This is a genomic window from Phycicoccus jejuensis, from assembly GCF_000720925.1.
In the GTDB taxonomy this organism is placed as follows: domain Bacteria; phylum Actinomycetota; class Actinomycetes; order Actinomycetales; family Dermatophilaceae; genus Phycicoccus; species Phycicoccus jejuensis.
Genome location: NZ_JOEE01000018.1, coordinates 1 through 12,675, shown reverse-complemented (window position 1 = coordinate 12,675; position 12,675 = coordinate 1). Strand labels below are relative to the sequence as shown.

At 62.4% G+C, this 12,675-nt stretch carries 21 protein-coding genes; 4 read left to right on the top strand and 17 right to left on the bottom strand.

The window, feature by feature from the left end:
• The 17 genes from IG69_RS0119205 to IG69_RS0119130 all read right to left on the bottom strand — a co-directional run.
• Positions 1 to 1,196 (bottom strand): DNA polymerase family A protein (locus tag IG69_RS0119205; protein WP_211251049.1); only part of this gene is annotated, 1,196 nt, incomplete at its 3' end.
• A 28-nt stretch (positions 1,197 to 1,224) separates the two neighbouring features.
• Positions 1,225 to 1,812 carry an SAM-dependent DNA methyltransferase gene (locus IG69_RS21355; protein ID WP_112921570.1) on the bottom strand — a complete coding sequence of 196 codons (588 nt, stop codon included), beginning with the start codon at positions 1,810 to 1,812 and terminating at the stop codon, positions 1,225 to 1,227.
• A 166-nt stretch (positions 1,813 to 1,978) separates the two neighbouring features.
• Positions 1,979 to 2,308 carry a hypothetical protein gene (locus IG69_RS0119195; RefSeq protein ID WP_030529779.1) on the bottom strand — a complete coding sequence of 110 codons (330 nt, stop codon included), beginning with the start codon at positions 2,306 to 2,308 and terminating at the stop codon, positions 1,979 to 1,981.
• Positions 2,301 to 2,531: a hypothetical protein gene (locus IG69_RS0119190; RefSeq protein ID WP_030529778.1), complete on the bottom strand. Its 231-nt coding sequence runs from the start codon at positions 2,529 to 2,531 to the stop codon at positions 2,301 to 2,303. Before IG69_RS0119190 ends, IG69_RS0119195 begins: the two co-directional genes overlap by 8 nt.
• Positions 2,531 to 3,190, bottom strand: coding sequence for an ssDNA-binding protein (locus IG69_RS0119185; protein WP_031028000.1), 660 nt, complete (start codon positions 3,188 to 3,190; stop codon positions 2,531 to 2,533). The genes IG69_RS0119190 and IG69_RS0119185 overlap by 1 nt, the downstream gene beginning before the upstream one ends.
• Before the next feature lie 112 nt (positions 3,191 to 3,302).
• Positions 3,303 to 3,539, bottom strand: a complete 237-nt coding sequence (locus IG69_RS22335) for a hypothetical protein (RefSeq protein WP_096766524.1) — start codon at positions 3,537 to 3,539, stop codon at positions 3,303 to 3,305.
• On the bottom strand, positions 3,532 to 4,827 hold the full coding sequence (locus IG69_RS0119180; RefSeq protein WP_096772444.1) for a DUF2800 domain-containing protein: 1,296 nt from the start codon (positions 4,825 to 4,827) through the stop codon (positions 3,532 to 3,534). The genes IG69_RS22335 and IG69_RS0119180 overlap by 8 nt, the downstream gene beginning before the upstream one ends.
• Positions 4,824 to 5,096, bottom strand: coding sequence for a hypothetical protein (locus IG69_RS22330; RefSeq protein ID WP_096772443.1), 273 nt, complete (start codon positions 5,094 to 5,096; stop codon positions 4,824 to 4,826). The genes IG69_RS0119180 and IG69_RS22330 overlap by 4 nt, the downstream gene beginning before the upstream one ends.
• On the bottom strand, positions 5,093 to 5,509 hold the full coding sequence (locus IG69_RS0119175; RefSeq protein ID WP_124788636.1) for a hypothetical protein: 417 nt from the start codon (positions 5,507 to 5,509) through the stop codon (positions 5,093 to 5,095). Before IG69_RS0119175 ends, IG69_RS22330 begins: the two co-directional genes overlap by 4 nt.
• A 14-nt stretch (positions 5,510 to 5,523) precedes the next feature.
• The gene (locus IG69_RS0119170; protein WP_030529774.1) at positions 5,524 to 5,814 is read right to left on the bottom strand and encodes a hypothetical protein; all 291 of its coding nucleotides are present in this window, start codon (positions 5,812 to 5,814) and stop codon (positions 5,524 to 5,526) included.
• Between the two features lie 26 nt (positions 5,815 to 5,840).
• The gene (locus tag IG69_RS0119165) at positions 5,841 to 6,158 is read right to left on the bottom strand and encodes a hypothetical protein (RefSeq protein ID WP_112921569.1); all 318 of its coding nucleotides are present in this window, start codon (positions 6,156 to 6,158) and stop codon (positions 5,841 to 5,843) included.
• A 74-nt stretch (positions 6,159 to 6,232) separates the two neighbouring features.
• A complete protein-coding gene (locus IG69_RS0119160) occupies positions 6,233 to 6,748 on the bottom strand; it encodes a hypothetical protein (protein WP_030529772.1) in 516 nt (171 codons plus the stop codon).
• Positions 6,749 to 6,799: 51 nt separating this feature from the next.
• Positions 6,800 to 7,324, bottom strand: coding sequence for a hypothetical protein (locus tag IG69_RS0119155; protein WP_030529771.1), 525 nt, complete (start codon positions 7,322 to 7,324; stop codon positions 6,800 to 6,802).
• Between the two features lie 50 nt (positions 7,325 to 7,374).
• The gene (locus tag IG69_RS0119150; protein ID WP_157852807.1) at positions 7,375 to 8,616 is read right to left on the bottom strand and encodes an SNF2-related protein; all 1,242 of its coding nucleotides are present in this window, start codon (positions 8,614 to 8,616) and stop codon (positions 7,375 to 7,377) included.
• 149 nt (positions 8,617 to 8,765) lie between these two features.
• Positions 8,766 to 9,152: a hypothetical protein gene (locus tag IG69_RS0119140; RefSeq protein ID WP_096772449.1), complete on the bottom strand. Its 387-nt coding sequence runs from the start codon at positions 9,150 to 9,152 to the stop codon at positions 8,766 to 8,768.
• Entirely contained in the window at positions 9,145 to 9,660 is a 516-nt protein-coding gene (locus IG69_RS0119135) for a hypothetical protein (RefSeq protein ID WP_030529768.1), read from the bottom strand. Before IG69_RS0119135 ends, IG69_RS0119140 begins: the two co-directional genes overlap by 8 nt.
• Before the next feature lie 17 nt (positions 9,661 to 9,677).
• Positions 9,678 to 10,151 (bottom strand): RuvC family protein, encoded by a 474-nt coding sequence (locus tag IG69_RS0119130; protein WP_030529767.1) that lies wholly within the window; start codon positions 10,149 to 10,151, stop codon positions 9,678 to 9,680.
• Positions 10,152 to 10,338: 187 nt separating this feature from the next.
• On the opposite strand from IG69_RS0119130, the gene IG69_RS0119125 reads away from it, so the two are divergent.
• The 4 genes from IG69_RS0119125 (at position 10,339) to IG69_RS22325 (ending at position 12,600) form a co-directional block, all read left to right on the top strand.
• The gene (locus IG69_RS0119125) at positions 10,339 to 11,556 is read left to right on the top strand and encodes a DUF932 domain-containing protein (protein WP_050513936.1); all 1,218 of its coding nucleotides are present in this window, start codon (positions 10,339 to 10,341) and stop codon (positions 11,554 to 11,556) included.
• Positions 11,557 to 11,640: 84 nt separating this feature from the next.
• Positions 11,641 to 12,045 carry a hypothetical protein gene (locus IG69_RS0119120; protein ID WP_030529765.1) on the top strand — a complete coding sequence of 135 codons (405 nt, stop codon included), beginning with the start codon at positions 11,641 to 11,643 and terminating at the stop codon, positions 12,043 to 12,045.
• 74 nt (positions 12,046 to 12,119) lie between these two features.
• Positions 12,120 to 12,455 carry a hypothetical protein gene (locus IG69_RS0119115; RefSeq protein ID WP_030529764.1) on the top strand — a complete coding sequence of 112 codons (336 nt, stop codon included), beginning with the start codon at positions 12,120 to 12,122 and terminating at the stop codon, positions 12,453 to 12,455.
• A 1-nt stretch (position 12,456) separates the two neighbouring features.
• Positions 12,457 to 12,600, top strand: a complete 144-nt coding sequence (locus IG69_RS22325; protein WP_157577736.1) for a hypothetical protein — start codon at positions 12,457 to 12,459, stop codon at positions 12,598 to 12,600.
• Positions 12,601 to 12,675 lie beyond the last annotated feature (75 nt).

The window sequence follows — 12,675 nt, the reverse complement described above, 5'->3', positions numbered from 1 at the left end:
GCCTTGATGCACTTGATGGCGAACGGAACGTCGGTCTTCAGCGCGGGGTCGGGACGCGGCAAGTTCTGCAACTGCACGCCACGCGCGGCCCATCGGCCGGTCTGTGTCGCGCCGTGGTATTGCAGCGAGCCCTTGATCTTGCCGTCCTTGCAGACGCGCTCCGTGAAGGCCTTCAGCTTGGCGATGGACGCCTTACCGGCTTCTAGCCTGATCTCGACCGCACGGCGCGCATCGTCCGGCAGGTCGTCCCGGCCGAGCAGCTTTTCGAGCGTTTCCTTCGAGCAGTTCTCAATCTGATGGTCTGACAGCTCATCGGCCAGACGGGCGTTGACGAACTCTTTGAGCTGCTTGACCGCGCCGAGCGTCGAGACGCGCAGTTCGGTGACCTGGCGCAGCTCGAACTCAAGGGCTTCCTTTTCCTCGTTGCAGATTTTCTCGGCCTTGGCGACCAAGTCCATGTCGACCATGATGCCACGGTCGTTGATGATCTGATCGAGGAACCAAAGCTCCTGCTCGCGCGAGATGAGCTTGGTGACGCGATGCCCGATGCCCTGCTCGACGCGAACGTCTTGCAGACAGTAGTCGTAGATGATCTTGAACTTGTCCGGCGCGTTCTCCGGGGTGAAGCGCGTTTCCGGGTTCTTCTTCGACGGCTTACGCGGCTTGCAGAGCTGCTTGATGACGCGCGAGCCGACATCGTCCTTGCGGATCGGCAGGCCGAAAGCCGGAGCGGCGTGCTCCAACTTCGCGGGCATGTTCATCGCCATCGCGCGGACCATGATGCAACGGTACTGGCGCAGGTCAGGGACCGGCCAGCCGTACTTCGGGCCTGCGACGTACAGCCAGATCAGCCGTTCGAAGTTGGCGTTCCAGGCGTGGACTTCGCCGCCAGCCTTGACGTGGTCGACGATGTCCTGGGGGCAGGGCTCGTCAGGAAACCAGAGCTGCGGTTCATCGTCGCCGAACGCATAGGCGGCGCAAAGAATCTCCGTGCTCTTGTGCTCGGCGTACTTGTGCGCGCCGACATCGGGCAGGTCGATCTCGCTGTACGTTTCCCAATCGAGATGCAGTTCGGCAGGCTTGTGGATCGCCGTGCGACGAGTGACGGGGCCATAGCCGAAGCGCTCGCGCAGAGAGGGGGGAACGTCGATCCCCATCTCGCGCATCATATCGGCGGCGCTGTCGTAGCCGAGCACTTCCCAATCGGCGAATTTGTCTAGGGCTTCATGCCGCATCGTAGCGCCCCGGATGTTTCTCGGTGCTGGTGAGCGGTTGGAAGCCACGGATCGGCGGCAGAAGCGTCGTCCAGATGTACCAGCTACAGTTCATGGTCGGACGGCCTTCGCCGGTCACGTCGAGCCGCCAGGTGAGCGGCAGGATCAACGAGGGCTTGTGCATCGCGAACAGCTCGACGCGGTTCTTGGCGTGGTACAGGCCGCTCGGCAGGAGCATCGCAATGTGGTCGATCCCCAGGATGGTCTGCGCGTGAACGAGGAACTCGTCCGACAGCGAGAAGGGAGGGTTGGTGATGATCGACGGAGCGAGCGGGCGATCCTGCGACAGGAAGTTCACGCCGATCCGGCCGTAGCCACGATCCGTCAGGTTAGACGAGAAGACGTTGAAGCCCGCAGCCAAGAGCTGCTTCGAGATATGACCGGCTCCGCAGGCGTTCTCCCACACGTCGTTCGGCCAGCCGATCTCGCGCAGGGTGGGGATCAAGGCGCGCGTCGTCCCCTCCGCAGTCGGAAAGAACTCATCGCCCTTCTCGCGCTTGCCGTTGCCGCCGTTCATAGCTGCGCCGATATTCTTCACTGTGTCTCCATTGTCGGTGATGCGAAAACGGGCGGGGTACTATCCCCCGCCCGCTGCGCTTCTTAGGCGCTTCGCATGCGGCCCTCCTGCGTTGGTGGAACATCGCTGTCCATTAGTGCAGTGGTCGAAATGTAAGCTGACGCACCTTACACGTCAACTAAATTCCCTAGCCGAGGGGGTCGTCCTCAGCCAGCTCCGAAGTCGCGGTGTTGAAGCCAAACAGTTGCTCATAGAGCGACATGTTGGTGTCGTGCGCCGCCTGCTCGTCGAGAGCTGCCGCTTCGTTCATGCGGATTTTCACCAGGGCGGCGACCTGCTTGAAGTCGACGCCGGTCTCGTCCGAACGACCCTTGATCTCGGTCTTCAGGTCGGCCTTCGAGTCGGTGTATTCCGCCTTCACGTCAGCGAAGCCCTGCTCGATGTTGAAGAGCCGCTCGACGTAGCTCTTCATGACATCGGTGTCGACGTTGTCGGCGTTGTTGGGTTCGTCACTCACGGTGTGTAGCCTCGCGCATGATGGCGATTGCGAAGTCGACCGCCTCGTCCCGATCCATGCCGATAACGTCCCCGTCGTTGACGCTGAACGTGAGCCAGTAGTGCTCACGCGCATTCACTGCGGGGTCCACCGAAGCGATGAGGGTGTCGCCACCCCCATCCTTGAACTTCAGCGTGCGCAGATCGGGGATGCCCCGGTCGTTCTTGAACTTGATCTTCGCCATCAGTCCAGCGCGTCCTCGTCTTCGTCCTCGTCGTCGACCGCGCTGAAGGCTTCGCCCTTCGAACCGCCGCCCTTCGAGATCGAGTCGTCGTTGCCGAGCAACTGAACGGCGTCGACGTAGAACTTGACGCCCTTGTTGTCGTCGCGGTTGTACGCCTTCGGCTGAAGCATCAGGCGACCCCAACGGCCGCTGTACGCCTCGGTCTGGATGTCGTCGAGATCGAGAACCTCACCGGCGCTGTTGCGCACGACCGGACGCTTCGAATAGGCGTTCGGGCGAATGAGCTTCCAGCCTTCCAGATCGACCGGCTCACCCTTCGACGTGATGTCGGCCAGGTTGATGTCGGCGTCGAGGAACGGGAAGTTCAGCTTGTGGTCGGACCACTTGGTGAAGTCGGACAGGACCGACGACTCGATGATCTTGCCCTTCTTGTTCTTGAACTTCTCGGCCACCGCCAGGTCGAGGATGACCTTCTCGATGGGCGCGTGGTTCACATGGGGCGCGAAGATCATCGACGCGGCGAACTGGCCTTCGTCATCCGGCTTGGCATCGCGGGCACGGAATTTCTTCGCGAGCGCCACGAACACCAGGCGTCCCTTCGGAGACATCCAGCGGTCTTCGCTCTCGATGTAGTGCCACTTCTTCAGGTCGGTAGTCATAGAAAGGTTACCCTCCTAGGTCTCAGGTCGTCAGGTGACAGACCTTACTCGTCACGCAAACGTCGCCGCTTTCCCCCACTCAAGGGGCGGGTGCAGGCGAAACCCAATTCAACTATGCCTCGGCGCGTTCAATTTTTGCGCGAGACAGATCGGCGTAGTATTTGAAGAGACTATGCGGCTGTCGGGAGGCTTCTACCTGTTGCCACAATATGCAGTGAGAGACCTCAACACGTCGGCTGTTGCCGGTGCGCCAGCACTTCAAGTGGATGCCGATATCGGTCAACTGGAAGTCGGTATAAATCCCGACGCCAAGCAACGCGCGGAAACTGTCGAATAGGGTCTCACTCATCGTCGTCCTCCACCGCACCGAACGCGTCGCCTGTGCTCAGCTTCGCCTGCTCGCGTGCGTCCTCAATGGGCGCGAGCACGTAGCCGCTCGATTCCTTCTTCCAGAACTTGTCGGGGCTGTCCGCCTTGCCGAACAGCTCGGCGAACTTCTTCTTGCCGACAGCCTTTTCGAGCTGCGTGAGCGTGAGCAGTTTGGGGTCCTTCAGGTAGTCGTCTTCGGTGAACCCTTCGAGATCGAGGATCGCGATGATCTCATCGTCGCCGATGGTGAACTTGCGATACGCTCGCTTGTCGACCAGCTTGTTGCCATCGGGGATGCGGCCGTCGAGCGCCTCGGCGTGGGCGTGCTGAAGCACGCGACGGATGTACCCTTCGTACACCCTGGCTTCGCGAACGATGCGCCCGAGCTGCGCAGACGTTAGGTCTTTCAGTGAGGGCAAGTGCTTCTCCGTGACTTCTTCGCCAGGCTTCAGCTTCTTCACGCCGAGGCCGTCGCGAACGAAGTCGCGGAGCGCCTCGCAGCCGTGAGCGGCCGGGCAGAATTTGCAGTGCTCGCCCGCGACGAGCGGGGCATTGGGGTCGTCCGTTGCCTGGGCGGCGACAGCCAGCTCAGACTCGAACTCGTAGAGGTCGAACAGATCAATCGTCTCTTCGCGAACCGCTCCGTCCTTGTGGTAGGCGCGCGGCTGGATGATGACGCTGGTGATCTTCTCGACGCCTTCCTTCTCGAACATCCGCGCTGCGCCGACCGCGTAGGTGCGGACCTGCGGGTTGTTCTTGACCTCGACGACGTGACCGCTGCCATACTTGTAGTCGAGCACGATCAGGTGCTTCGTTCGGCGCTTGTAGATCAGGATGTCGCCGGTCCCGAAGAGCTTCGGGTGTATCCAGCTCATGTCGAGCTTCGTTTCCAGCAACAGCTCGTCGCCGTCGACGCGGCTCAGATACTTCTCAATGGTCTCGATGGTCAGCTCGCAGCCCTCGACCATCTCTTCGTCGATCTCGAAGTAGCGCTCGCGGTCGATCTCGACGTTGTCCCCACTGCGCAGGAACTTCAGCTCGTCGCCAGTGGCCTGGAGGTCGACCAGGCCGCCGATCCAATCGCGCGGATCGTGGCCGTTGGTGATGATGAACTCGTTGAACTCATGCGCGGCCGTCCCTTCGAGGGCGAACACCGTGCTCTTGTTCTCCTGGCCCTCGGACATGCCGACAGAGCCCACGCAGACCATCCAACGGGATGCTGCGGAAGGTCCGAGCTTGCTATGTGCTCTGCCGGAATGCTGTTTCAACTCAGTGCCTCTTCGTCTTCCGCGCTAAGCGCGGGGTCGTGCCATTGCTGGTCGGACTTGCCTGGGAAGATAAAACCGCAGGGGCATATCTCCGGCCGCTTAGGTTGGTGGAGTGCGGGCCAGCCGCACGCGAGCGTCTGGGCCTCGCGCTCGTAGAACTCGCGTGCGGTGATCTCTTCGACGAGCGGGCCATCGGGCAGATCACCTTCAGTGAACCCCCTGCGACCCGACTCGCCGTCTTCCCAAAAGCGTCGGACGCCGTTGCTCACGGCTCGATGACGTTGGGCTTGCAGCTCTCGGCGTAGGGCTGCGTCTCCACGTTGCGAGACGAACGGAACGTGCTCTCGCCGTTGCGGATGCGCCGGACGATCTCCTGGCGGATGTAGGCCGCCGCGACGACGAGGTTCGCAACGTCCGATCCGTAGTCGCGGAAGCCGCCCCAATCCTTGGGGAAGACGGCCTGCTCGGCGAGCTTCAGCGCTTCCTCGCGCGTCCAGATATGCCCCTGGCGCGTCGCCAGATAGATGAAGTCGAGCTGCGCGACACCGGCCTGCAAGAGCTGGCCTTGCGAGATGTCGGCGCGGTCGTTCGTGTCGCCCCACATGCGGTCCTGGCGGCCGATCTCGGCGGCGATCAGGTTGTCCGCCTGCATCTGCGGCGTGGTGGTGATCGCGTCGTCCATGTTGATCCCGTACATCAGGCGGCCTTCACGTAGACGGCGGTCTTGCGGCCGTGGCTCTTCTTGGAGACCATCGCCGTGTACTCGCCGGTCGGCTTGATGAAGCCCTCGCTCACCGCCTTGCTCACCAGGCCGCCCCACGCGTTGGGGTGGCTCGGCTCTTCGTCGACGAGCGCGCGGATGTCCTCGCCCGTGCCGCGCCAGTCGGCGGGCAGGTTCTTGACGACGTACAGCGCGCCTTCCTTCCAGGCGGCGTTGTTATCGAGGGTGCGGTTGATGCCCTCGTTCTTCAGTTCTTGAGCGTTCATGCTCTCGGCTCCGTGGGTGGTGGGGATCAGGCGGCGCGCACGGCGGGCATCTGCCGCCGCAGATCGCGGATGATGCGGTTCACGACGCGCGAGCGCGGCGCGGGGACGCGGCTGTAGAAGTCGAGCATCGCGGCGGTTGCGACGGTCGGCTGCGCCAGGACGCCAGCGGCGACGAGCGCCCTGGCGGCTTCCTCGCGTGCCGAGTTCGCCATGACAGCGCGCTCGTTGAGCTTGGCCTTGTCATTGGCGGCGACGGCAAACATGCCGTTGCGCCACTTCTTCAGCCAGCCTTCACGGCGGGCGTTGTTGCGGCGAGCGCCGCGATAGCTATCTGCGTTACGCATGGGGGGGGGGGCTCCGTGAAGGTGAGGGGACGCCCCGCCCTGTGAAGAAGGGCCGGGGCGTCATGGTGAAGGGATCAGGCCAGCAGCTTGCGGCAGGCGGCGGCGATGGCGGGCAGGAGGGCCTCGTCGACATCGCTGAGCTTCTTCGCCTTGCCGTGCTCGGCGACGAGCTTCGACACGATGGTCGCGTCCTGCGGGTGCTTGCCGCGCACTTCGACGAGCAGCTTCTTCACGTCGTCGTGCGTGAGCGCTTCGGCTTCGTCACCGTCGCTGCCTTCGTCGAGCGGATCGGTCTCGTCGGTCTCGGCCTTGGCGGCTTCCTCGGCGGCCTTCGCGGCAGCTTCTTCCTCGGCCTTCTTCTTCGCAGCGGCCTTCTCGGCGGCCTTCTTCTCGGCTGCGGTCGGGGCCTTGGTCTCGGTCTTGTCCTTCTCGCCAGCGGGCGGAACGACGACGGCGTCGCTGCGGAGGCGGGCCTGCTCAGCTCCGCTCAGCACCGCCTTGGTGCTGGTGGTGCCGAGCCAGGCGGCGACGTTGGCTTTCAGCTCGTCGGGGGTAGCGCCGCCGAAGGTCATCTGGAACGGGAACGGCATGTAGTCGTAGTCTCCTGTGGGGGTTGATAGGTGACGCGCCTTACACTGAGGTCAAGCGCGCTTGGGGTAATCGTCGTCTTCACCGCAGCCCTGTCCGCCGCGACCCACTGAGACGAATTGCTTCCAGTGGATCAAGCCGCGCTTGCAGGCGAAGTGCCAGGACTTGGCGAACTTCGGACCAGTGATGAAGATCGTGATGGTGCGGTTGCCCGCTACTTCGAGGCGGTGAAACATGTCGGCGCTGCGCCAGACGATGCCGCCTCGGCGAACCGTCCGGGCTTTGTGCAGCTCCGGACGGTTCGCACCTTCCGACGTGCGCGTGTAGAACTCGCGCAACGCGCCGGAGACCAGGATCGAGACAGACCACCACGGGTGCGAATGCAGGATGCGGTCGTCGTCGTGGTGGTAGAGATGCAGGTAGACGTTGAAGAACCTGTTGCGCTTGATCGCGTGCCAGCGCTCCATGTAGGGAATGCCGCGCTCGTCGCGCCCGATCTGAACGTCGGGCTTGCGCCGCTGCATGACGCTCCACACTTTGGCGCAGAGAATGTCAGTGATGAAACCGGGAAGCCGCATCGGTGTCTCCGTGTTGGTGTCTGTGTAATCTCACAGACCTTACAAGTTCGTCAATTAAATAGCCGTCGCGTATCGGACAGTTTGCGTTCGCACGCTGCGATGATCTGCTCGTCGAGCGATCCCACCAGCACAACGAAGCGCGTGAACTTCGGCTCGGGCGAGTTCATGTTGAAGATACGCGAGCGCGCTTGCTCGTTCTCGTCCCCCACCCATGACTGCTCCACGAACATCACGTCGTCGGCCGCGCTGAAGTCGAGACCGACACCCATAGCCGTGAGCTGACCGACGACCACCCGGCACTCCGGATCGGTCTGGAAGCGCTGCTTGATGCGTTGCTTCCGCGCGTCCGTGGTGCGGCCGTCGAACGCCTCCACGCCGAACTCTTTCAAGCCCTGGCGGATCGCGTCGATCACGTCGTGATGGTAGGCGAACAGGACGATCTTCGCCTTGGGATCGCCGCGCAGCTCTTCGGTGACGAGGTCGATCACGCCGGGCACCTTCGCCAGGCCGAACGTTCGGCGCAGACCGGCGACGTGCTTCTCCTGCTTCGCGAGCGCCTTGAGCGGGTTCGCAGACTGCAAGGCTTCGGCGACCAGCCGCCCTTGCTCGGACTGCATCAGCGCGTCGAGTTCTTTCTTTTCCTTCTGGCCTGCGCGCACGAACACCTTGGTAGGCGGGAGCATGTCGCGGCCGAAGACGCTCTGGCGCGTGCGCCGAATCACGAAGCCTGCAAGCTTCTGCTTCAGCTCTTTGTAGTTCTTTGAGCCAGCGATCTTCACGCCGAACGGCGTGTTGACCATGCGGCAGTATTTGTCGCGGAAGGCGGACCAGCTCAGCGGCTTGCCGCGCCCGTTGTCGATCAGCTCCGGGGCGAGCGCGCGGAGCATCGGCCACAGCTCAGTGGGATTGTTCGGCATCGGCGTGCCGGTCAGGCAGAAGACGTTGGTCGCATACTCGGCCAGGCCGCCGATCTTGTCGCACAGCGTGCCGTAGACGGCCTTCGTGCGCTGCGCCGCGCGATCCTTGGCGTAGTGCGATTCGTCGACGATCAGCACGTACTTCTTGCCGCGCACGACCTTCAGGACGTTCGGCGCTTTGTTGTAGCTGACGATGATGGCCCACCACCCCGCCTTGCGAAACTCCAAGATGGCTTCGCGCCAGCTTTCCTTCACGGCGGCCGGACACACGATAACGACCAGCTTGGCCTCAACCAAGTCTGCGCCACGGATCGCGACGTTGGTCTTACCGACGCGAGGCTCATGGCCGATCAGCGTGGCGAAGCGACCCGCCACGTAGTTGCCGTCCTCGATCTGGTATGGACGAAGCTCTCTACCCATTCACCACTTTCCGAGATAGTGCCCGACAGCCAGGACGGCGAGCAGCACGATCCACCCGCTCGGCACCGCCAGGTAGCCGAGCGCTACAATGTTCTCGCGGATGCTCACGCTCTGCCTTCGCAATAATAGTCGTGCATCGGCACGGGGCTGTGGCCGCTGCCCATACCGTGGTGCTCGACAAGGTCGCCACAACAGCAAGTCGTGCGGCAGTCGGCGTCGGCCGGGCAGTCCAATAGTGACACGTCGAAGTACAGCTCGAACGCTCCGGCGATGGTCAACGCAGGGCCTCGCTTCCAACAGACGAAGCCGCGACGCTTGAGCGCCGCGAACTGTCCGCCGATCTGATGACCACCAGGGGCCAACATCTCGTAGTATTGAGCGCCGTGTTGACCGACGCGCTCGACCACGCGTATCCCTCCGCGCGCCACGGCGAGAAGAGCGATGCGTTGCTTTTCGGTCAGCGGTCGGGCTACCAGCTTGCTCTCAGTCATTGTGCAGCACGATCTTTGTGCCGAACCCACCCGAGGCCGGACGCCAACCCATGTAGAACTCGACCGCGCCGTTGTAGGAGATGAAGGGCAGGGGTCCTGCGAACTTCAACATCGCCCACACCCACGGGATGTAGAACACGGGGTGGAAGGACGTGAGCACGATCCACAGCATCGCCATGAGCAACGCGGGCCAGCTAATCTGCGGCCATAGCAGCGCCCACTTCCAGCCGGTCTTCGGCGGCGTAGCGTCGCGCCAGGTGGTGAGCAGGACGGGGGCGGTGCCCTCGACGCGGTAGTTGTTGTCCTCGACGCCGAGGACGTAGCCGACGAAGTTCATCAGCGGGTTGCGACAGATGAACCAGTAGAAGCGGCGGAGCCAGATGTTCGTCACTTCCGGCAGGTACGGCTCGCCGTTGTTCACGTCGGGGACGTTCCAGCCATCGGGACCGACCAGCCACCAGAGCGGGTTGATCTTCTTCCAGAACGAGACCGGCGTGCGGTCAGTCATCACAATGGTTTCGGTAGTCACAGCTTAGTCTCCAATCCGCATTTGAGGATCGCGATGGCATCGGCCTCGTCGTCGCTCTGGGGGTTGTGGCCCCAACGCTTGACGGCCTCGATCATCTTGTCCTTGGTGGCCTGGGGTCCGCCGCCCTTGCCGGTGGCGAACTTCTTGATCTCCTGAACGCTGAGGCCGATGTACGGAACGCCGTATTCGTCGCAGACCTCATGCAGCTTGTTCAGGAATGCGCCGTAGACGTGGGCCGCTGTCGTGCCCTTGTGGCGCAGAATCTTTTCGTAGAAGACCATGTTGAGCCCGAGCACGCAGTGCTCGCGCAGCTTCACTTCGAACTTCTGGTAGCGGACGGGCGGCGCATCAAACCGGGTGATGTCGAAGTCCCATGCGCCTGATAAGAAGACCCCTCCGCTCCCAGGGAACAGGTCGGTGCGCGCCCACCCCATGTACGTGCCGAGGTCGAGCCCAAGATAAGCTTTCATATTTCCCCACTGCTTTGACGATTGGACCGATCCATATGGTCGGCGTGTTAGTTCTGTCAACTTTTTCTCCTACCAAAAATAACTTCGTGAGGGGATTGCGTTTGCTAGAATCGTCAGGTAGAACTCCTACCAAGCTCCTGACACACACACAGCGGGAGCCCCAACGCAACCGAAAGGACTAAACGCCATGAATACCGTTGTTTCTCTCGCTCAGACTGTCGACGCTCAGCCGATCAACGCGGGCCGCGTCGACGTTTCCAAGGGCACCACCATCATGGACGCCTCCATGAACTGGATGCGTCGCCCGGCCGACGAGCGCTTCCTGTCTCTCCGTGATATGTGGAGGCACGCGAGGTCTCAGTCCCTTGTTTCCCGCGAGAAGGTCGTAGCGGTCAAGAACGTCGAGCTGCTTACGCCCGAAGTGCAGACTCGTGACGACTTCAACAAGCTCCGCGTCGGTTTGAACGTCGGCGATGGCTTCGAGAGCTTCAACTTCTCGCACTGGTCGTTCGGCCAGCTCTCGCAGCTCGCGGGTGCTCCGCCGTCCTATCTGCGCACGCTTCCGTCGCCCATCGTCGCCGACGCCGTGATGTACGGCCTCCGCAACAACCGCTCCAATCCCGAGGCTAAGTTCTACACGTCGGACAAGCAGTTATTAGCGGCTACCGGCCCCGACTATGGCCGTATCCCGAACCACGAAGTGATCGAAGCCGTGGGCAAGATCGCCGGTGACGGCGTCTCGAACGACGCGGCCTGGCGCGTGCCCGGCATGATGTCATGGTCGACCATGATGTACGACCCCTTCCACCCGGTCACCACGGACACGACCACGCTCTTCATGAGCGACCGCGACATGTTCATCTTCCTCACCGATCCGCATCGCCCCATCGTCGTCGGCAAGACGAAGGACGGCATGGACGACGTGATGTATCGCGGCTTCATCATCTCGCAGTCCGAGGTCGGCAAGTCGTCGCTCTGGCTCAAGGCCTTCCTCTTCCGTGGCGTGTGCTGCAACCGCATCATCTGGGGCGCGGACAACATCGAAACCGTCCGCATCTCGCATACCAAGGGCGCACCGGAGCGATGGATTCGCCAAGTCGAGCCCGCCCTGATCGAGTACGCCAAGGCGTCAGACGCGAAGATTGTACAGACCGTACAGAACGCCAAGGCCGCGCAGATCGCGCAGGACGACGACGAGATGGTAGACTGGCTCAACAATCGCGGCCTCTCGCGCAGCCGTGCTCGCTCCGTCCTCGAAGCCGTAGAGAGGGAAGAGGGCCGCAAGGCGCGCACGATCTGGGACGTGACCCAAGGCGTCACCGCCATCGCTCGGGAGCTTCCCAATACTGATGACCGCGTCGAACTCGAAACCCTCGGTGGCAAGCTTTTCGGCCTCGCCGCCTAGCACCTTGACGCTGATCTTGTGAGTCGAAATACCTAACTCGACTCACAGGACTCACAATCGACTCACAAAGCGAAAGTCACGCCGATGCCCAATGTCAAAGCCATCCTGATCGACCCCTTCGCCTGTAAGATCGAACACGTCGAGGTCGACGGGGACGATATCAACACCTACTACCGCGTGCTGTCGCATGAGAGCATGCCGGTCACCACGTTCACCACGGCCTACGCGGGCGTCCTCAAGGGGCGCGATGCGATCTTCGTCGACGACGAGGGCATCATGAAGAACGCGGAGCGCTGGTTTCACATGGCGACAGGCCACCAGCCGTTCGCTGGCAAAGGCCTGATCGTCGGCGCAGATCGTCGCGGCAACGCGGCCGATGCGGAGAGCGACATCGACACCATCCGCGCAGTCACCGTCTTCGCGCAGCCCTTCCAGAGCCGGTTGTTCGTCACGACCATGCCCTGGCAGCCGCCGAAGCCGCAGCCGTAACGTCTATCGGCCGTCAGAGAACGGGGCGCTCTGACGGCTGCCATTCCCTCACGCCACCAAAAGGACGGACTACTATGCTCGAAGCCAATACCATTCTCGGAAACAACGCCATCATTCTGACCGCGCTGAAGAAGACGCTGTTGGCGGCTGGCGAGCCCCTCTGTGCCGCGCTCGTCGCAGTCGGGGCGCGGAGCGATACCGAGGTCAAACAGCTCAGTGACGCCAATGTCGAGAGCGACATCGTGAAAGCGATGCTCTTCGACCAGGCATTCATCATCGCCGCCCTGGCTATGTTCGCCGACAACGAGACCGACAGCACGTTGCTCAGGCTCATCGGGCAGTCGACCAAGGGCATCGCGAACGAGATCGGCAAGTCTGCCAAGACCACCGACACCGCCGAAGCCGCGTAACATGGGGATCATCGACTTCCTCGACGCCCACTTCATCGGCCTCAGCGTGGTCTTCTTGACCGCGTGGACGATCACCTGGGTCGGCCGAACTGTGGTGGCGAGCACCACGACCACGACGATCTCTCGCGTAATCAGCACCAACTGATTCAACAACTACCGCACGGGTGATCCCATCTCCCGTCACCCGTGCGCCCGCGCTGTAACCTCCGTCACCTTACAA

Coding starts and splice junctions, on each gene's coding strand:
- IG69_RS0119190 (WP_030529778.1), bottom strand. CDS start 2,531: ATGGCGAAGATCAAGTTCAAGAACGACCGGGGCATCCCCGATCTGCGC.
- IG69_RS0119185 (WP_031028000.1), bottom strand. CDS start 3,190: ATGACTACCGACCTGAAGAAGTGGCACTACATCGAGAGCGAAGACCGC.
- IG69_RS22335 (WP_096766524.1), bottom strand. CDS start 3,539: ATGAGTGAGACCCTATTCGACAGTTTCCGCGCGTTGCTTGGCGTCGGG.
- IG69_RS0119175 (WP_124788636.1), bottom strand. CDS start 5,509: ATGGACGACGCGATCACCACCACGCCGCAGATGCAGGCGGACAACCTG.
- IG69_RS0119170 (WP_030529774.1), bottom strand. CDS start 5,814: ATGAACGCTCAAGAACTGAAGAACGAGGGCATCAACCGCACCCTCGAT.
- IG69_RS0119165 (WP_112921569.1), bottom strand. CDS start 6,158: ATGCGTAACGCAGATAGCTATCGCGGCGCTCGCCGCAACAACGCCCGC.
- IG69_RS0119160 (WP_030529772.1), bottom strand. CDS start 6,748: ATGCCGTTCCCGTTCCAGATGACCTTCGGCGGCGCTACCCCCGACGAG.
- IG69_RS0119155 (WP_030529771.1), bottom strand. CDS start 7,324: ATGCGGCTTCCCGGTTTCATCACTGACATTCTCTGCGCCAAAGTGTGG.
- IG69_RS0119140 (WP_096772449.1), bottom strand. CDS start 9,152: ATGACTGAGAGCAAGCTGGTAGCCCGACCGCTGACCGAAAAGCAACGC.
- IG69_RS0119135 (WP_030529768.1), bottom strand. CDS start 9,660: ATGACTGACCGCACGCCGGTCTCGTTCTGGAAGAAGATCAACCCGCTC.
- IG69_RS0119130 (WP_030529767.1), bottom strand. CDS start 10,151: ATGAAAGCTTATCTTGGGCTCGACCTCGGCACGTACATGGGGTGGGCG.
- IG69_RS0119125 (WP_050513936.1), top strand. CDS start 10,339: ATGAATACCGTTGTTTCTCTCGCTCAGACTGTCGACGCTCAGCCGATC.
- IG69_RS0119120 (WP_030529765.1), top strand. CDS start 11,641: ATGCCCAATGTCAAAGCCATCCTGATCGACCCCTTCGCCTGTAAGATC.
- IG69_RS0119115 (WP_030529764.1), top strand. CDS start 12,120: ATGCTCGAAGCCAATACCATTCTCGGAAACAACGCCATCATTCTGACC.
- IG69_RS22325 (WP_157577736.1), top strand. CDS start 12,457: ATGGGGATCATCGACTTCCTCGACGCCCACTTCATCGGCCTCAGCGTG.